The sequence below is a fragment of the Clostridium sp. C105KSO13 genome (genome assembly GCF_001517425.1).
Taxonomy (GTDB): Bacteria; Bacillota; Clostridia; order Lachnospirales; family Lachnospiraceae; genus Muricomes.
The window spans coordinates 22,645-42,222 of sequence record NZ_FBWL01000152.1 but is presented as its reverse complement, the minus strand read 5'-3'; the positions used below and the strand labels follow the sequence as shown (position 1 = coordinate 42,222).

General features: G+C 44.0%; 17 protein-coding genes. 13 read left to right on the top strand and 4 right to left on the bottom strand.

The genetic code is table 11. The annotated features are described in order from the left end of the window. The first annotated feature begins 20 nt into the window (after positions 1 to 20). On the top strand, positions 21 to 1,499 hold the full coding sequence (xylB, locus tag BN3456_RS04085; protein WP_089982867.1) for a xylulokinase: 1,479 nt from the start codon (positions 21 to 23) through the stop codon (positions 1,497 to 1,499). Between the two features lie 51 nt (positions 1,500 to 1,550). Next, positions 1,551 to 2,489, top strand: a complete 939-nt coding sequence (locus tag BN3456_RS04080) for a DMT family transporter (protein WP_089982866.1) — start codon at positions 1,551 to 1,553, stop codon at positions 2,487 to 2,489. 42 nt (positions 2,490 to 2,531) lie between these two features. On the opposite strand, the gene murF is transcribed toward BN3456_RS04080, so the two are convergent. The 4 genes from murF to BN3456_RS04060 form a co-directional block, all read right to left on the bottom strand. Beyond that, the gene (gene murF, locus BN3456_RS04075; protein ID WP_089982865.1) at positions 2,532 to 3,902 is read right to left on the bottom strand and encodes a UDP-N-acetylmuramoyl-tripeptide--D-alanyl-D-alanine ligase; all 1,371 of its coding nucleotides are present in this window, start codon (positions 3,900 to 3,902) and stop codon (positions 2,532 to 2,534) included. An 18-nt stretch (positions 3,903 to 3,920) separates the two neighbouring features. Further along, positions 3,921 to 4,973 (bottom strand): D-alanine--D-alanine ligase family protein, encoded by a 1,053-nt coding sequence (locus tag BN3456_RS04070; protein ID WP_089982864.1) that lies wholly within the window; start codon positions 4,971 to 4,973, stop codon positions 3,921 to 3,923. Positions 4,974 to 4,989: 16 nt separating this feature from the next. Further along, positions 4,990 to 6,450: a nicotinate phosphoribosyltransferase gene (locus BN3456_RS04065; protein ID WP_089982863.1), complete on the bottom strand. Its 1,461-nt coding sequence runs from the start codon at positions 6,448 to 6,450 to the stop codon at positions 4,990 to 4,992. Positions 6,451 to 6,568: 118 nt separating this feature from the next. Further along, a complete protein-coding gene (locus BN3456_RS04060) occupies positions 6,569 to 7,303 on the bottom strand; it encodes a lysophospholipid acyltransferase family protein (protein WP_089982862.1) in 735 nt (244 codons plus the stop codon). Between the two features lie 164 nt (positions 7,304 to 7,467). Here BN3456_RS04060 and BN3456_RS04055 point away from each other — a divergent pair, with 164 nt between their 5' ends. The 11 genes from BN3456_RS04055 (at position 7,468) to pfkA (ending at position 19,566) form a co-directional block, all read left to right on the top strand. Continuing rightward, positions 7,468 to 7,875: a protease complex subunit PrcB family protein gene (locus BN3456_RS04055; protein ID WP_089982861.1), complete on the top strand. Its 408-nt coding sequence runs from the start codon at positions 7,468 to 7,470 to the stop codon at positions 7,873 to 7,875. Positions 7,876 to 7,885: 10 nt separating this feature from the next. Further along, complete coding sequence (locus BN3456_RS04050; protein ID WP_089982860.1) at positions 7,886 to 9,445, top strand: DUF3794 and LysM peptidoglycan-binding domain-containing protein; 1,560 nt, start codon at positions 7,886 to 7,888, stop codon at positions 9,443 to 9,445. A 62-nt stretch (positions 9,446 to 9,507) separates the two neighbouring features. Continuing rightward, on the top strand, positions 9,508 to 10,383 hold the full coding sequence (ispE, locus tag BN3456_RS04045; protein ID WP_089982859.1) for a 4-(cytidine 5'-diphospho)-2-C-methyl-D-erythritol kinase: 876 nt from the start codon (positions 9,508 to 9,510) through the stop codon (positions 10,381 to 10,383). A gap of 1 nt (position 10,384) precedes the next feature. After that, positions 10,385 to 11,056: a GntR family transcriptional regulator gene (locus BN3456_RS04040; protein ID WP_089982858.1), complete on the top strand. Its 672-nt coding sequence runs from the start codon at positions 10,385 to 10,387 to the stop codon at positions 11,054 to 11,056. A 112-nt stretch (positions 11,057 to 11,168) separates the two neighbouring features. Further along, entirely contained in the window at positions 11,169 to 11,837 is a 669-nt protein-coding gene (gene spoIIR, locus BN3456_RS04035; RefSeq protein ID WP_089982857.1) for a stage II sporulation protein R, read from the top strand. Between the two features lie 48 nt (positions 11,838 to 11,885). After that, entirely contained in the window at positions 11,886 to 13,076 is a 1,191-nt protein-coding gene (locus BN3456_RS04030; protein WP_089982856.1) for a cation diffusion facilitator family transporter, read from the top strand. A 35-nt stretch (positions 13,077 to 13,111) separates the two neighbouring features. Further along, entirely contained in the window at positions 13,112 to 13,813 is a 702-nt protein-coding gene (locus tag BN3456_RS04025) for an acyl-[acyl-carrier-protein] thioesterase (RefSeq protein WP_089982855.1), read from the top strand. Positions 13,814 to 13,821: 8 nt separating this feature from the next. Then, entirely contained in the window at positions 13,822 to 14,646 is an 825-nt protein-coding gene (locus BN3456_RS04020; RefSeq protein WP_347457776.1) for a CvfB family protein, read from the top strand. Positions 14,647 to 14,724: 78 nt separating this feature from the next. Beyond that, positions 14,725 to 14,964 (top strand): polya polymerase, encoded by a 240-nt coding sequence (locus BN3456_RS04015; protein ID WP_089982853.1) that lies wholly within the window; start codon positions 14,725 to 14,727, stop codon positions 14,962 to 14,964. A 58-nt stretch (positions 14,965 to 15,022) separates the two neighbouring features. Then, a complete protein-coding gene (locus BN3456_RS04010; RefSeq protein WP_089982852.1) occupies positions 15,023 to 18,496 on the top strand; it encodes a DNA polymerase III subunit alpha in 3,474 nt (1,157 codons plus the stop codon). 95 nt (positions 18,497 to 18,591) lie between these two features. Beyond that, positions 18,592 to 19,566: a 6-phosphofructokinase gene (gene pfkA, locus BN3456_RS04005; RefSeq protein ID WP_347457774.1), complete on the top strand. Its 975-nt coding sequence runs from the start codon at positions 18,592 to 18,594 to the stop codon at positions 19,564 to 19,566. Positions 19,567 to 19,578 lie beyond the last annotated feature (12 nt).

The window sequence follows — 19,578 nt, the reverse complement described above, 5'->3', positions numbered from 1 at the left end:
GAGGAGAAGGAGGGCTTGCCATGGCAGAATATATTATCGCCCATGATTTAGGAACATCAGGAGATAAAGCTACTTTATTTACAGTGGACGGCAAGGTCGTAAAAAGCTGTACCTTTTCCTATGATGTACGTTTCTTTGGGAAAAATTGTGCTCAACAGAACCCCTTGGACTGGTGGGATGCAGTATGTAAGGCCACGAAGAATATCCTGGAGGGCATTGACAATTCCGATGTTATAGCTCTTTCCTTTTCTGCGCAGATGCAGGGATGTCTGCTGGTGGACAGGGAGGGGAGGCCTCTTCGCCCTTCAATTATCTGGGCCGATCAGCGCGCCCAGGAGGAAGCCTGTCACCTGGAAAAAGAGATTGGCTTTGACAGGATGTATGAGATTACGGGGCATCGCCTAAGTTCCAGCTATACCCTGGAAAAGATTATGTGGCTAAAGAAAAACGAGCCTGAAGTCTACAGTCAGGCCTACAAGTCCCTTCAGGCAAAGGATTATATTTTATACCGTCTGACGGGAGAATTTGTGACTGACTATTCGGATGCATCCGGAACAAATGCACTGGATCTGGAGAGTTTAAGCTGGTCTGATGAGATAATAGAAGCTTCTGGAATTGATCGGGAGCTGCTGCCGCGGCTGCACTACTCTACGGACATCATAGGAAAGGTTACGAAAGAAGCGGCCGCTGCTACTGGACTTTGCGAGGGAACCCCTGTTGTATGTGGGGGCGGGGACGGTCCCTGTGCTGCAGTGGGAGCAGGCTGTATCCATGATGATGATTTATTTGTTACCTTTGGGACATCTGCCTGGGTAGGAGGAACCACAGAGAAAAAGTTCCTGGATGAGGAGAAGATTTTGTTCTGCTTTGCACATGTTATTCCGGGGAAATACATGCCCTGCGGAACTATGCAGGCGGCGGGAAGCAGCTATTCGTATGTTCGAGAACTTTTTGCACCGGGCACACCATACAGTGAATTAAATGCCATGATTGAAAATTCACCGGCGGGCGCAAAGGGACTCCTTTTCTTGCCCTATATGCTGGGGGAGAGGAGCCCCCGCTGGAATGAGGACACAAACGGGGCTTATTTGGGTATTAAGATGTATCATACAAAGGAAGATTACATCAGAGCGGCCATGGAAGGAGTGGCATACAATCTGGAATTGATTCTGTCGGCGTATAGAAAATATTTACCTGTAGAAGAGTTGATTCTCACAGGGGGCGGCGCAAAAGGCGATGTTGTATGCCAGACGCTTTCTGACGTACTTTGTGCAAAACTGACTACACCGGACCATGTGGAGGAGGCAACTTCTATAGCTGCAGCCATGATTGCAGGTGTAGGGGTGGGTGCTTATGATAACTTTGAGGATATTACTCGTTTTCTGCAGTATAAGAGAGAATACAGGCCTGACAAGACAAACCAGGCGGTGTATGATAAAATGAAGAGAATTTTTGACGCCAGTTATTACGCGTTAGAAGATATTTACCGGATGTTCTAAAATAGAATTATACTGTATAGGGAAATTTATAAAAAGGATGAGATTGATAGTATGAAACAGAAAGTGAAAAATAATGTCATGCTTATGCTGACAGCTTTGATTTGGGGGAGTGCTTTTGTGGCACAGAGTGCCGGAATGGCTTACATAGGACCTTTCACTTTTAACTCTTTGCGCTGCCTATTGGGTGCACTTGTACTTTTGCCGGTTATCTGGATTCTGGGGCGGAGGGAAAAGCCTGTACAAGGTTTTCATATAGATAAGAAAAAAGAAGACAAAAAAACATTGTGGGTTGGCGGTATTTGCTGCGGGATAGCTCTAACTGTGGGAAGCTCCCTTCAGCAGATAGGCATTGTGTACACAAGTGCCGGGAAAGCCGGTTTTCTGACAGCATTGTATATTCTGATTGTCCCGCTGTTGGGGACATTCGCAGGGAAAAGGGCCGGAATAAAAATATGGACAGGTGTTGGGCTTGCAATGCTGGGAATTTACTTCCTTTGTGTAAAAGAAGGATTCTCTATCGTGCATGGGGATTTGCTGATCATGATTTCTGCATTTGCATTCGCAGTTCATATTCTTGTGATAGATTATTTCGCGCCTAAGGTGGATGGCGTTAAAATGTCCTGTATCCAGTTTCTGGTGTGCGGAATCCTTTGTACGGTGCCTGCGCTGTTATGGGAAAGACCTGGAATGGGAGAGATACTAGATGCATATGCTCCTCTGTTTTATGCAGGAGTGTTGTCTTGTGGGGTGGCTTATACTATGCAGGTAATTGCCCAGAAAGACGCAGAGCCTACTGTGGCCTCATTAATATTGAGTCTGGAGTCTGTGTTTGCGGCACTCACAAGCTGGCTTATTCTTCACGAGAGAAGAACACCAAGAGAATTGTTCGGGTGCGGGCTTGTATTTCTTGCTATTATCCTGGCACAGCTCCCGGAAAAGAGCCTGAGGAAAGAAAAGAGTAAAGAAACAGAGCAGTTTGAAACTTCTTAAAAGGAGAACCAGGCTGCTCTGTTTAAAAATTTTGTTTTACATTTACATTACCCTCAAAGCTTCTACGATTTCAGGAAACTCCATCCCATGGGAAGCTTTTACTAATATAGTATCGTGTGCTTTCAGCAGGATGTCTGTATGCTCCAGGAATTCAGATTTTGTTTCGTAATAGGAAATCTCTATATCTGAATTTACACTGGCAGCACCCCGGGCAATTTCTACGGCAAGAGTACCAATGCAGATAAGCTGATTTATGCCGGATACGGCTGCGTACTTGCCCACTTCATAGTGCATTTCATGCTCCGTCAATCCCAGTTCAAACATATCTCCCAGAATGGCAACAGAGCGTCCCTCGGATTTCCTTAGAATATCCAGTGAACTTTTCATAGAATCCGGGTTTGCATTATAACAATCATCGATAATGGTGAAAGTTTTAGTTTCAATTAGGTTGCTGCGGCCGGCCAGAGGAAGCAGGGCTTCAATCCCCTGTTTGATTTCTGAATCTTTCATGTTCAGGATTCGGCCGACGGCAACGGCGGCAAGTGCGTTATAAACCATATGTTCTCCCGGAACAGAGATGTGTGCCTTAAACTCTGAATCCGGGGTACAGAAAGTGGCAGAGGTCCCTTTTAGTCCCAGATCGTCCACATTTTTAACGGAATAAGAGCACGGGGAATTCCGGCCGAAGAGTATTGGCTTGATCTGGTTGGGGGGAGTATATGTGCTAAGCATATCATCATCTCCGTTTAGAATAACACTTCCCTGAGGGTTCATGAATAAAAGCATCTCGGTCTTTGCTTTCAGAATCCCTTCCCTTGATTTCAGATGTTCCAGGTGGGCACAGCCAATATTGGTAAGGACACATATATCAGGCCGCACTATTTTAGCCAAACGTTCCATCTCGCCGAAATCACTGATTCCCATTTCAAGTACAGCCACCTGATGCTCTTGTCTGATACGGAATATTGTAAGAGGAAGGCCGATTTCATTATTGAAATTTCCCTCAGTTTTCAGAACATTGTATTTTTGGCCTACCACGGACGCAATCATTTCTTTGGTGCTTGTCTTTCCTACGCTTCCGGTTATTCCAACCACCTTCAGACGGAGGCAGCGGCGATAGTGCTCTGCAATATCCTTTAGCGCCTGTGCGCAGGAGTTAACCATAATATAAGGATATGCTGCATTTTCTATCCGTTTTTCGGAAACAGCGCACAGAGCACCTTCATGGATAGATTGTGGGATAAACATGTGTCCGTCTACCCGTGCGCCGCGTAGCGCCACAAAAAGACAGCCCTTTTCAATCTTTCGGCTGTCAATTGTGACACTGCTTACTTCCTTGTAGTAGCTTTCTTCATCTCCGTAATATATACCGCCGCAGGCTACAGAGATTTCTTTTAATGTCATGTTTTTCATGATATATATACCGTCCTTTTAGTATCTTGCCTCCAGGGATTTTTGAATAATCAGTTCACACAAGTCACCGTATTCTATGCCCACAGCCTGTGCTTCTTTTGGAAGAAGGCTGGCTGCAGTCATTCCCGGAAGGGTATTTAGTTCGAGACAGTACAGGTTTCCCTTATCATCCAGGAGAAAATCTGCCCGGCTGTATACATTTAATTTTAATGCGTGATATGCTTTTACAGTAAGTTCTTTCATTCTATCTGAAATATCTTTGCTGATATCTGCAGGGCACACCTCATCGGTGGCTCCGTCCTGATATTTGTTGGCATAGTCAAAAAAACCTGTTTTCGGAATGATTTCAATGGGAGGGAGAGCCTTGCCATCTATGATGCCGCAGGCAAATTCTCTGCCTTTAATGTAGGCTTCTATTACAACTTCATCTTCATAACGGAATGATTTAGAAAGGGCCTCTGTATATTCTTCTATTGTATGTACAATGTAGACACCAATGCTGGAACCGCCTGAACAGGGCTTTACAACTACCGGAAGACTTAAGCCCAATGCTTCCAGAGACTGGCCGGAGGCACTTTTGTGAAGGCTTACTCCGGGAGGGGTGTCGATACCAGTCTGTATGAATACATGCTTGGTGAAACCTTTATCCATGGCAACGGCACAGCCCAGAGAATCCGGTCCTGTATATTTAATTCCGAGAAGATCGAAAGTGGCCTGCAGTTTTCCATTCTCCCCCTCTCCGCCGTGAAGACCGAGGAATGTGATATCAGCCATACGGCAGAGTTCGATTACATTTGGTCCGAGAAAACAATCAGACTGATCAGGGCGGGAAGCCTTGACAGCTTCGATATCCGGTTCATCTGTGCTGATATTTTTTGCGATTTCAAGACCGTGTCCGGGAAGTGTAAACACATCCTCCAGACGATCCGGATCATAAGGCAGGCCTAAAAAGACGTCCAGTAAAAAAGCATCGTGTCCTTTTTCAAGTAATGTTCTGCAAATACCTGCGCTGGAGGAAAGGGATACATCACGCTCCGTGCTGAGTCCTCCTGCCAATACAATAATTTTCATGATAATTAAATCTCCTTTACGGTTCCGCCTGCTTGCTCATGTCATTTAGTAATTTTGTCTTTGTGTCATAAAGTTTCTGAGATAAATCCACATAAACCCGGTGAGGGTTGAACAGGCGCTTTGTCTCATCCCAGAGTGTGTTCTTTTCTTTTGTACAGTAGGCTGCAATTTCCTTGACAGTCGGTGATTTGTAGACACATTCTCCGTGGATGAAAATAGGCTTCAACATTTCACGCATAGTATAAGTCCCTCCGGAAAGTTTGGTCTTTTTCCATGTCGCATGAGGGTCAAATAGTAAAAGCTCCTGACTGGTGTCATAGTATTCATCGGCAAAACAGATTAAATCTGCTCGGATTTTTCCGGTTGCCCTATCATATACACGATAGATTGTCTTGTTGCCCGGATTTGTAATCTTTTCCACATTTTCTGAGATTTTGATTTTGGGAATAAACTCTCCTCCGGGGCCTTGTATGGCAGCCATTTTATATACACCGCCGAAAGAAGGGCAATCTTTAGAAGTAATCATGTTTGTCCCCACACCCCAAGAGGTGATGGCGGCACCCTGCATCTTTAAATCGTGGATTAAAAGCTCGTCCAAATCATTGGATGCGGCAATAACAGCATCTGTAAAACCGGCCTCATCCAGCATAATACGCGCCTGTTTTGAAAGATATGCAAGGTCACCACTGTCAAGACGTATTCCGTAAGATTTAGGGCGTATACCTTCCTGGCGCATTTCCCGGAAAACACGGATAGCATTGGGAACACCGGATTTCAGTGTGTCGTAGGTGTCTACCAGGAGAGTGCATGCATGGGGATATAATTTGGCATATTCTTTAAAAGCGGTATATTCATCTTTAAAACTCATAATCCAGCTATGGGCATGTGTCCCCATGACAGGAACGTCAAAAAGCTTTCCTGCCAGTACATTGGAAGTGCCTGCACAGCCGCCGATGACCGCAGCTCTTGCCCCATAGAGTCCTGCGTCAGGGCCCTGGGCACGGCGCAATCCAAACTCCATGATTCCGTCACCTTGGGCGGCAAAGACAACCCTGGAAGCCTTTGTCGCAATCAGTGACTGGTGATTAATAATATTTAAAATGGCTGTCTCCACAAGTTGTGCTTCCATAATAGGAGCGATCACTTTCACAAGGGGTTCTCTGGGGAAAATAACGCTTCCCTCTTCGATTGCGTAAATATTTCCGCTAAAATGGAATCCGCTCAGGTAGTGGAGAAAATTCTCGGTGAATATACCAAGCCCTCGCAGGTATTCCACGTCTTCATAGGAAAAGTGCAGATTCTTAATGTATTCAATCACCTGTTCCAGCCCTGCCATAACGGAGTACCCGCCTGCATTAGGGTTGTGACGGAAAAACACGTCAAATACAACGTTTTCATTTTCCTGGGTTTCAAAATAACCCTGCATCATAGTTAATTCATACAGGTCTGTCAGTAATGTGAGATTCTGGGTACTCATTATAGCCTCCTCAAACGTAACTGTTCTAGTATACTATTTTACTAAAAGTCAGAGAGACATCTCACTAACTTTTAAGACTAAGTATAGCACATGTTAAAAAAAAGTAAAGAAAACTGTTTTATACTAAGTGAATATTTTTTTGCAGAGTTTCCATGATTATGTTGTGCACGTAGCTGCCGATATGTTTTTTATCTTCAGGATCCAGTTCATTAGGATATATAGGCTTTCCATACTCGATTACCACATGGGTCTTCTTGATCCGCGGGAACTGTTTCTCGAATATGGTATAGGTATTATTCAGGGATATAGGGACAATAGCACAGTTTGTTTTGGTGGCAATTTTAAAAGCACCGTCTTTGAAGGGGAGCATCGTGGGTTCTTCGCCTTTGCTTCTGGTGCCTTCCGGGAAAATACAAACAGAAACGCCTCTTTTGATGTAATCAATGGCCTGCAAAATCGTCTTCAAGCCTTCTTTTGGATTGTCACGATTCAGAAACAGGCAGTAAAGGTAGCGCATCCAGACGGAAAGCAGCGGAATATGCTCCATTTCTTTTTTGGCAATATATCCGGTCAGTCGCTTACAGCGAGAATATGTGATTACGACATCAAAAAAACTGCGGTGGTTGCCGATAAAAAGAACTGGCTCATCAGGTACATTTTCTTCCCCGATGATGGTCATATCTATTCCAGCCATCTTTATGATCACACGAAACGCCCACTGCACAAAACGAAGGGAGCTGTAGTCCCGCAGATTGCGGTTAAATTTGCCGATAATCCATTCTACCAGGAATATAGGAATGGACAGAATTAAATATAAAATCAGAAAAATTGCAATACATATAAATCGGAACATAAGGAAAAATCCTCTTTTCTATTTTTCTAATGGTTTCTTTGTCTTTTCAATTATACCGAAGCAGGCATTAAAAAACAAGTAAAAATGGAGTGCTTTGTTTTTGCGGAATATTCAGGTCATTTTCATAATAAGATAATAGTGAGAATATACCGCGGGGATAGGATATGACGAGAAAAATATTGTATCTGGCGGGGTTTTTGCTTGTTCTGATGCTGGCGGGATGCGTTTCGCGTCCTCAGAAGACTGAAAAACTGCACGATCTGGAATTTACTGTTATGGATAAGGAAAGAGTACCGAATGAGCTTAAAAGTACAATCCTGGAGAACAGAGAACTGCCGTTTAAACTGACATACGCAGATCAGGGGTATCTGTATATTGCGGAAGGGTATGGACCACAACCTAAAAGCGGGTACAGTGTGGAAGTGACAGGACTTTATGAAACAGAAAATGCTGTTTATATACATACGAATCTGCTGGGGCCCGAAAAAGGGGAAAAAACAAAAGATGTAACCACTTATCCGTATGTGGTTGTGAGATTGGAATATATAGAAAAAAGAGTTGTTTTTGATTAGGAGGACGTATATGGAATTAAGCAGAAAACCCATTCATTACACACAGGAGGGAAAACGTACCTTTGACCAGTTTTATCTGGATGAAGAGTATAATGTGCCGGATGCAAAGGAGGATGTGCAGCAGGTCATCCAAGGCTCGGGAAATGTAAAAATAGAAGATATTAAACTGGTGGAGAATTACATACGGATTTCCGGAAAACTGTATTTTCAGATTCTTTATGTGACGGCAACAGGAGATCCACAGCCGGCGGTCCTTGAGGGAAAAATTCCTTTTGAAGAGATGGTGTATACAGATGGCGGAGAACTGGAAACCTATTTTATACAGAATATTCGCGTGGAGTTTACAGCGTCACTGGTTCATTCGAGAAAACTTAGCATCCGTGCCATGGTAGAGATGGAAATTGGCAGGGAAAAACTGGAGGATGAGGAAACCACAGTAGATGTGGACAGTTCAGTTCCCATTTACAAGAAAATGAAAAATGTCAATCTTCTGGAGCTGAATACAACGAAGAAAGACACTTACCGAATTAAAGAAGAGGTCACCCTTCCGGGGACAAAGGAGAGCATCGGGCAGCTTCTCCTCACAGATGTGAGCGGCAGAAAGCTGGAAGTCAGGCTTGGACAGGATGAAATACAGCTGAAGGGTGAACTTTTAATATTCTGCATGTACCGTTCGGAGGATGGAAAGACGGACTGGCTGGAGCAGGCTGTCCCCTATGAGGGAAGGGTTGAATGCAGCGGAGCCGAGGAAGGGATGTATTATTATGTTCACAACAGCCTGGAGGATACGCTTGTGGATGTTCGCATGGATGAAGACGGGGAAATGCGTGTTCTCGGAATAGAGGGGACGCTGAATCTTCGAATGAATATTTATCAGGAAGAAGAAATGGAACTGCTGGAGGATTTATATTCACTGGAGCAAAAATGCAACTATGATACAAGAGACGCAACCTATGAAGAGCTGCTTGTCCAAAATTATTCGAAATGTAAGGTTTCGGAGCGGCTGTCTCTTCCGGAACTGAAAGACGATGTACTGCAGGTCTGCCACAGTGACGGCAGTGTACAGGTGGATCATATGGAATTAACAGAGGACGGAATTCAAATAGAGGGAATTCTGCATATTTCTTTCCTGTATCTGAGAGCGGATGACGAAGTACCTTTCGGAAGCTGGCAGGGGATCATGCCCTTTTCTTATCTGTTGGAGTGCCCGGGGATGAAGCCGGATGTGCGGTATAATATTTCCTATCATGTTGAACAATTGTCTATAAACCTGGCCGGAAGCGAAGCGGTGGAAGTGAAGGCTATACTTGCATTTGACACATTTATGCGGAGCCCTGTCCATATGCAGGTGATTACAGATGTAGAACTTACACCGATATCCATGGAAGAGGTGGAGAAGCAGCCCGGAATTGTGGGGTATATTGTAAAAGACGGAGACGAACTCTGGACACTTGCAAAAAATTACATGACTACAGTGGAGGGGATAAGAGAAGTAAACGGTTTGGAATCGGATTCTATAAAACCTGGTGATAAGCTGTTGATTTTTAAAGAAAGTATGAGTATAATATAAGTATAATGTATACAAGATACAAAGGAGCACACTAGTGAACTGTAATATGTGGAGGACACAGGATGAGACAGATAGAATTAAAGGCACTTGCCAAAATTAATCTGGGACTGGATGTACTCGGGAGAAGGGAGAACGGTTATCATGATGTACGGATGGTCATGCAGTCAATATATCTGTATGACGATGTGAAAATTGAACGCACAAATAAGCCGGGCATTGAAATAAAGACAAATCTTTATTTTCTTCCAATAGGTGAAAATAATATTGCATACAAAGCAGCAGCTCTATTAATAGAAGAATTTCAGATAAAAGAAGGAGTTGTGATTACGCTGCATAAGCACATCCCGGTGGCTGCAGGACTGGCAGGCGGCAGTTCAAACGCCGCGGCCGTTCTGTTTGGGATGAACCGTATATTTGGATTGGGACTTTCCCGGAAGGAACTGATGGAGAGAGGCGTAAAACTTGGGGCGGATGTTCCGTACTGCATTATGCGGGGGACAGTGCTGGCAGAAGGAATCGGAGAAGAGCTGACAGAACTGCCGACCATGCCCAAATGCACCGTTCTGATAGCAAAGCCGCCCATCAGCGTCTCTACAAAGATAGTATATGAGAAACTAGATGCGAAAGAAAGCCTGAAACATCCTGATATTAATGGTTTGATAAAAGGGCTGGAAAAAAGTTACCTCCCTGAGATTGCGTCGGCGATGGGGAATGTTCTGGAGGAGGTAACTATACCCTTACATCCCGTAATTGAAGATATAAAGAATGAGATGAAAGCTGTGGGAGCATTAAATGCTATGATGAGCGGGAGCGGCCCTACGGTTTTCGGGCTCTTTGAGAATAAGGCTCAGGCAAGAAAAGCACAGGAAAAGATTAGAAGTAAAGCACTGGCAAAGCAGGTGTACGTGACAAATGTACATGGTGCAAGGAGGCTATAAGATGGAACCTAAATTTGATGTAACAATGAATGAATATCTGCCTTTACGGGATGTTGTTTTTAACACGCTGAGACAAGCTATTCTTCGGGGGGAATTAAAACCGGGAGAGCGACTGATGGAGATTCAGCTTGCCAATAAACTGGGGGTAAGCCGTACACCTATCCGTGAGGCAATCCGAAAACTGGAACTGGAAGGCCTTGTTCTGATGATTCCAAGAAAAGGCGCAGAGGTTGCGGAAATCACAGAGAAAAATCTCAGAGACGTGCTGGAAGTACGGGCAGCGTTAGAAGAACTTGCAGTACAGCTGGCATGCATCAGGATAGATAAAGAAGGGATAGAAAACTTAAAAAAGGCAGCTGAGGATTTTAAAGCAACACTGGACAGCGATGATATCACAAAGATCGCCGAGGGCGATGTAGCATTTCACGATATTATATATTGGGCTACAGACAACCAAAGGCTGATACAACTACTGAATAATCTCAGGGAACAGATGTATCGTTATCGTGTAGAATACCTAAAACAAAAGGAATGTTATCCGCAGCTTCTGTCCGAACACCAGCAAATAATCCGTGCAATTGAAAAAGGTGAACAGGATGTGGCCATGAAATTAACAAATCAGCATATCAATAACCAGGTAGCAGCAGTATCCGGAGTGATACGACATAAATAATGAGAATATTCTGAAAACGGTCCGCAAGGGGGACAGTCCCCTTTTATGTATATTTCTGATAATTTTGTCAATACTTCCTATATCAATCTAAGAAAGGTAGAGGAAGTTACATATGGACAGAACAAATAGAATATATTGCGCCGATAAATATACAAACAGAATTATTTTGATTCTTGCACTAATTATAGCAAGTTTTATTACGGGGGGGATTATCTGGCACATGAATCTTACATCTCAGGCGAGGTTACAGGAGCACCTTGCCCAGGAGGTTCTGCGGTTCCATGTGCTGGCAAACAGCGACAGCGAAGAAGACCAGGCGCTGAAGATGGACGTGAAGGAACGGGTGCTTGCTTTTTTGAAGGAATCTATGCCGGAGGGGATGAATGTCCGGGAAACTGAGGACTGGATGCGAAGGAACACGGATAAGTTGAAGGAGACAGGCCGGGAAACGGTACTTTTGAAGGGGAAAGACTACCCAGTGAGTGCGGCTGTGACTACCTGTTATTTTCCGGAGAAGACTTATGGTGATGTGACCTTTCCGGCAGGAAATTATAAAGCTCTGAGAATTGAAATCGGAGCTGCCAGGGGACATAACTGGTGGTGTGTTTTGTATCCGAATTTGTGCTTTACGGATGCAACAAATGCTGTTGTGCCAGAAGAGGGCAAAGAGGAATTAAAAAGTGTGTTGACAGAAGAGGAATATTCGAAAGTAACGGCACAATCTAACTTTAAGATAAAGTGGTATTTTCTGGAGAAGCTTGATTCATATACCCGGCAGTAAGCTGGCGAACAAGCGTTTGAGTGAACCAGGATGCCGGATGGAGGAATCATGACGGAATTTTTGGTAAAGCATTTCGTAAAGGATTATGAGTGTGTAGAAAAGATGTCCGTACGTACGGCTTATGGTATATTGGCCAGTATTGTGGGCATCTTTTGTAATATGTTTTTGTTTATTATCAAACTGGCCATAGGAATAGGAGTACGGAGCGTCTCTGTAATGGCGGATGGTTTTAATAACCTGTCTGATGCGTGCTCCTCTGTCATCAGTTTCATTGGGGTTAGGATGGCCGGCAAACCGGCAGACGAAAAGCACCCGTTTGGCCACGGAAGAGTGGAGTACATATCGGCATTAATTGTATCTTTTTTTGTGTTGGAGGTAGGATTTACTTTTCTGAAAGATTCTCTGGCAAAAATCAGAAGACCTCAGGAGTTGCGGTTTCAATTATTGTCGGTCGTGATCTTGCTGTTATCCATCGGGGTAAAATTGTGGCTGGGAAGTTTCAACCGAAAACTTGGAAAGAAGATTAACTCAAAAGTCATGATGGCAATGTTTACAGATTCCATGGGAGATGTAGTTACAACGATAGCTACTATTTTATCACTTATTTTCTTTGCCCTGACAGGAATCAACATTGACGGATTTGTGGGCATCGGTGTGGCACTGGTTGTCATGTGGGCCGGCATTGAAATTGCCCGGGATACACTGGAACCTCTCATAGGCGAGGGCGTAGATCCGGAATTGTACGCCAAGATAGAAAAATTTGTGGAAAAGTATGATGGAATAGAGGGTACTCATGATTTAGTCGTCCACAACTATGGCCCAAACAGAAGCATGGCATCGATCCATGCAGAAGTCCCCAATGATGTAAATATAGAAGTATCCCATGAAATTATTGACAATATAGAACGGGAAGCCGAGGAACAGCTGGGGATGGTTCTTGTCATACATATGGACCCTATTGAGACAAGAGATAAGGAGGTGCTTAAAGTCCGGGCTCAGATTACAGAAGGATTGGAGAAGCTGGATGAAAATTGCAGTATTCATGATTTTCGCATGGTAAGAGGAAAGGAACATATCAAATTAATATTTGACTTGGTTGTACCTATCTCTTATGATGAGAAAAAGAGAATCGAGCTGGAAAAACAGCTCTCGGAAAAGCTCTTAGAGAATGATGCCCGTTATCAGTTTGTCATTACTGTGGAACACAGCTATATATCCGGCAAAAACGAGCAGCAATAAAAGATGGCATAGAGAACGAAAGGAAGAAATATACTATGTATTCATTTGACAGTAGAGTAAGGTACAGCGATATCGGCCACAAGGGCACGATGACACTGCCGGCGCTTATCAATTATTTTCAAGACTGCAGCACATTTCAGTCGGAGGATATCGGCGTAGGTGTGGAAGTATTGAAAAAGCGGAAAAAGGCCTGGATTTTGTCTTATTGGCAGATAGTGATAGAACGATTTCCCAAGGTTTGCGAACAGATTACAATAGGTACCTTTGCAACCGGATTCAAGGGACTTTATGGAAATCGTAATTTTATTATGCTTGACAGTGAAGAAAATCGAGTGGCTTATGCCAATTCCGTATGGGTGTTTATGGATACGGAGAAAGGAAGACCGGCCAGGCCGGGGGATGAGGATGTCCTGCCTTACGGTATGGAACCTCCGCTTGAGATGGAGTATGAGGACAGGAAAATAAAACTCCCTGTATCAAGTGAAGCGTGCCCCTCTTTTCCGGTGAGAAAGTATCACATAGATACAAATGAGCATGTAAACAACTGCCAATATGTTCAGATGGCTTTGGAAATGTTGCCGGACGATATGGATGTTCATCAGCTTCGGGTAGATTATAAGCAATCTGCCAAGTATGGGGATATTATTTTTCCAAGAGTGGCTTTTGAAACAGAGCGTACCATGGTTGAATTGTGTGACAGGAATGGAAAACCTTACACAGTGATTGAATTCAAATAGAGGAGATTATAATGAAATTAGGAGAAAAACAGTTTTTAACTGTTGTAAAAAAAGTGGATTTTGGGGTTTATCTCGGCAGTGAGGAAGAGCACGTACTACTTCCGATAAAGCAAGTACCAAAAGATGTAGAGCTGGGGGACCCGGTGGAAGTGTTTTTGTATAAGGATTCAGAGGACAGGCTAATTGCAACCACTCATGAGCCTAAGCTCACGCTAGGAAAGTTGGCGGTTCTGGAAGTCGCAGATGTAGGACGTATGGGTGCATTTCTTAATTGGGGACTAGAAAAAGACCTGTTTCTGCCCTTTAAAGAGCAGACTGTAAAAGTAAAAAAAGGAGACAAATGTCTTGTTTCTCTCTATGTCGATAAAAGCAGCCGTCTATGTGCGACCATGAAAGTGTATCATTTACTGGGGACAGATTCTCCCTATAAAAAGGATGACAAAGTCAGCGGAATTATTTATGATACCAGTGAAGAATTTGGTGTATTTGTAGCGGTGGACAATCAATATTCCGCCCTGATTCCTAAAAAAGAAGTGTTCGGCAGTCTGCCGGTGGGAAAAGTGGTTGAAGCACGAGTCACAGCGGTGAAGCGGGATGGCAAGCTGGACCTGAGTTTGAGGGACAGGATTCCCGAGCAGATGGACAAGGATGTACAGACTATTCTGAAGGTGATGCAATCCTATGATGGTGAACTTCCCTTTACAGACAAAGCTGCCCCTGAAAAGATACGCCAGGAGTTGGGAATGAGCAAGGCGGCCTTTAAACGAGGTGTAGGAAGACTGCTGAAAGCGGGAAAAGTAGAGATACTGGAAAAAAGTATCAGAATCCTATAAAAATTCTTGCAATCCCTTTAAAATACGGTATAATAAGGAAGTAGATAAGCCTAATGAGGGAAAGGAGATATCAGAGAAATGAAAGTACAAAATATTACGGATATAGACGCATTTTTTAAGGTAGTAGATGAATGTAAGGGAAAAGTTGAATTAGTAACAGGTGAGGGTGACAGATTGAATCTGAAGTCCAAATTGTCCCAATATGTATCAATGGCTAATATCTTCTCTAACGGTGAGATTCCAGAACTGGAAATCATCGCATATGAAAAGGAAGATACAGACAGGCTGATTAATTTCATGATTAACGGCGGACAATAAGATTTGAGCACATGAGGGCGTTTCTCTTAGGGAAGCGCCCTTTTTTAAGAGGTGAAAGATGAATTTTGCACATTTGCATGTCCATACGGAGTATAGTCTTCTAGACGGGTCAAACAAGATAAAAGAATATGTGGCGAGAGTGAAGGAACTGGGCATGGACAGTGCTGCCATTACGGATCATGGTGTGATGTACGGTGTCATAGACTTTTACAGGGAGGCAAAAAAGCAAGGTATTAAACCAATTCTCGGGTGTGAAGTATATGTCGCTCCGGGTTCTCGGTTCGACAGGGAGATAACCGGCGGGGATGACAGGTATTACCATCTGGTTCTGTTGGCAGAGAATAATACGGGATATGCGAATCTAATGAAGATTGTATCTAAGGGATTCGTGGAAGGTTATTATTATAAACCCCGTGTGGACAAGGAGCTTTTGCGGGAATACCATGAAGGGATTATCGCCTTAAGCGCCTGCCTTGCGGGGGAGGTGCAGCGTTATGTAACGAAAGGCCTGTACGAGCAGGCCAAGGAGTCAGCCCTTGAATATCAGGATATATTTGGAGAAGGCAACTATTTCCTGGAGCTTCAGGACCAAGGAATACCTCAGCAGGCTCTTGTAAATCAGAGTTTGCTGAAAATGTCGGAAGAACTGGGAATTGAACTGGTTGCTACAAATGATGTGCATTACACCTATAAGGAAGACGAAAAGGCTCATGATATCCTGCTCTGTATCCAAACGGGAAAGAAGCTGCAGGATGAAAACCGGATGCGATACGAGGGTGGTCAGTATTTTGTTAAATCTCCGAAAGAAATGGCACAGCTTTTTCCTTATGCACTGCGGGCGCTTGAAAATACCCAGAAGATTGCCGACCGGTGTGATGTGGAAATTGAGTTTGGTGTGACCAAGCTGCCCAAGTACGATGTACCGGGTGGGTTTACTTCCTGGGAATATTTGAGTAAATTGTGTTTTGAAGGTTTGGAAAAGCGTTATGGGAACCCATCTCAAGAATTAAAGAAGCGGCTGGACTATGAACTGAGTGTCATAAAGAATATGGGCTATGTGGACTATTTTCTGATTGTATGGGATTTTATTAAATACGCAAAGGATCATGGGATTGCGGTGGGTCCGGGGAGAGGATCTGCCGCGGGAAGTATTGTTTCCTACTGTCTGGAGATTACGAATATTGATCCGATTCGCTATCAGCTTCTGTTTGAGCGGTTTCTGAATCCGGAACGTGTATCCATGCCCGATATTGACGTGGATTTCTGCTATGAGAGACGGCAGGAGGTTATCGATTATGTGGTGCGAAAGTACGGCAAGGACAGGGTGGTACAGATTGTTACATTTGGTACCATGGCCGCAAGAGGTGTTATTCGGGACGTGGGCCGTGTCATGGACCTGCCCTATGCATTTGTGGATACTATTGCAAAGATGATTCCCACAGAACTTAACATCACGATTGATAAGGCAATGCAGATGAATGCAGAATTACGTAAAACTTATGATACGGACGAGCAGGTAAAGTACCTGATTGACATGTCTAAGCGGCTCGAGGGTCTGCCCCGCCATAGCTCTATGCATGCTGCCGGGGTGGTAATCAGTCAGAAGTCAGTAGATGAGTATGTGCCATTGTCCAGAGCACAGGATGGCTCAATCACGACTCAGTTTACTATGACAACTCTGGAAGAACTGGGCCTTTTGAAAATGGACTTCCTGGGACTTCGAACGCTGACGGTTATCCAGAATGCTGTGCAGATGGCAAAAAAGAGGATACCGGCTTTTGATATAGAAACCATAAATTACGACGATAAAAAGGTACTGGATTATATAGGGACAGGAAAGACTGACGGCATTTTCCAGGTGGAAAGTGCGGGAATGAAGAGTTTCATGAAAGAACTAAAGCCCGAGAGCCTCGAAGATATCATAGCAGGAATTTCTCTGTACCGTCCGGGGCCCATGGATTTTATACCTCAGTATATCCGCGGGAAAAGAAAAGCAGACACGATTACCTACGACTGCCCGCAGCTGGAGCCTATTCTTGCACCTACCTATGGCTGTATCGTGTATCAGGAGCAGGTCATGCAGATTGTCCGGGATCTGGCCGGCTATACCCTGGGACGAAGCGACCTGCTGCGCCGTGCCATGTCGAAGAAAAAGGGCGATGTAATGCAGAAGGAACGCCAGATATTTGTTTACGGCGATAAGGGGACAAACGTTCCCGGCTGCATTGCCAATGGTATTGATGAAAAGATTGCCAATAAAATATATGATGAAATGATCGATTTTGCAAAATATGCTTTCAATAAATCTCATGCGGCGGCATACGCTGTGGTTTCTTATCAGACTGCGTATCTGAAATATTATTATCCGGTGGAATTTATGGCTGCCCTGATGACTTCCGTGATTGAAAATCCGCCGAAAGTGGCAGAATATATTTACAGCTGCAGGCAGATGGGTATACAGCTTCTTCCACCGGATATTAATGCGGGGGTAGCGAATTTTTCTGTGGACAATGGAAAAATCCGCTACGGGCTGGCAGCCATAAAGGGAATCGGAAAACCCGTCATAGAAGCAATAGTTGCTGACCGGGAGGATTTTGGATCATTTAAAAACCTGGAGGACTTTATCAGCAGACTTTCTGTGAAGGAAGTGCTCAATAAGCGGGTAATAGAAAATTTCATTAAAGCAGGTGCACTGGATGGCCTTGGGGGAACGAGAAAGCAGTTTATGAGCATCTATATACAGATTGCAGATCATGTAAATCAGGAAAAGAAATATGCAATGACAGGGCAGATGTCTCTCTTTGATCTGGCGGACGACGAACAGAAACAGGACTTTGAAATCAAACTTCCTGAGGTAGGGGAATATTCCAGGGAGAACCTTCTTGCTTACGAAAAGGAAGTATTAGGGGTCTATATCAGCGGTCATCCCCTGGAAGAGTATGAGGACAAGTGGCGCAGATCCATTTCTGTCACTACTGCAGATTTTCAGCCGGATGAAGAAACAGGACAGACAAAAGTGCATGACGGCGCCAAAGAAATTGTCGGAGGTATGATTGTCGACAAAACGGTGAAGAATACAAGAAATAATCAGATGATGGCGTTCCTGACGTTGGAGGACCTTTTGGGGACAGTAGAAATAGTAGTATTTCCAAGAGATTATGAAAAAAATCGTTCGCTTCTGGAGGTGGACAATAAGGTTTTCATTCGGGGAAGGGTTTCCGAAGAAGATGAAAAGGCGAGCAAGCTGATATGTGAACGTATGATTCCATTTGAACAGAAAAAGAAAGAACTGTGGATTCAATTTCCAAGTAAGGCTGCATTTTTGAATGAAGAACAAAGTGTGTATGGATATCTGGCAGATTCTGAAGGCGAGGATGAAGTTGTGATTTACTGTCAGGCGGAGCGGGCTGTCAAACGCCTTCCACGAAACCGCAGCATTAGCATTGGCCCTCCGGTGTTAAGCAGGCTGATGAATCATTTTGGGGAAAAACGGGTAAAAGTAGTAGAAAAAGCTATTGAAAACCATTTATAAATAGTTTAAAATGAAACCTTAAGACAAGTGCGTTTTTTAGAAAGGCGGGGAGATATATGGCAGAAGTAGGTAAACAAAAGATAAATTTAGAAGAAATTGAAGATGATATTCGCACCATAGGTGTACTTACAAGCGGCGGAGATGCGCCGGGAATGAACGCTGCAATCCGTGCTGTGACCAGAACAGCACTTTCCAAGGGATTGAAGGTACGTGGAATCAGAAGAGGCTATCACGGACTTTTGAGAGAAGAAATTATAGATTTGTCTGCAAGGGATGTATCTGATACTATTCAGCGAGGAGGCACAATCCTTCAGACCGCGCGCTGTCAGTCCATGCGTACAGAGGAAGGACAGCAGAAAGCAGCAGCTATCTGTAAGAAATACGGAATTGACGGACTTGTGGTTATCGGAGGAGACGGTTCCTTCGCCGGAGCACAGAAATTGTCACATCTCGGCGTAAATACAATCGGACTTCCAGGCACCATTGACCTGGACATTGCATGTACGGATTACACAATTGGATTTGATACGGCTGTCAACACAGCTATGCAGGCAATTGATAAGGTACGTGATACATCAACCTCTCATGAGCGCTGCAGTATTATCGAAGTTATGGGGCGTGATGCCGGTTATCTTGCTCTGTGGTGCGGTATTGCCAACGGTGCAGAGAGAATCCTTATGCCTGAAGAATCCGATTATGATGAGGGTGCTTTAATTGAAGACATACTGGCAAATAAAAAGCGCGGCAAGAAGAATTACATTATTATCAATGCAGAAGGTGTAGGCGATTCCATAAACCTTGCGAAAAAGATTGAAGATGCTACAGGAATTGAGACGAGAGCAACAATTCTGGGTCACATGCAGCGAGGCGGAAGTCCCACATGCAAGGACAGAGTATATGCTTCTACAATGGGAGCTATGGCGGTGGAGCTTCTCTGTACGGGCAAGACAAACCGTGTAATAGGGTATAAGCACGGCCAGTTTGTAGATTATGATATAGAAGAGGCGTTAGCCATGAAGAAGGAGATCCCTGCGCATCAGTATGAGATTTCAAAAATATTAGCTATTTAGGAGACGAAAGAC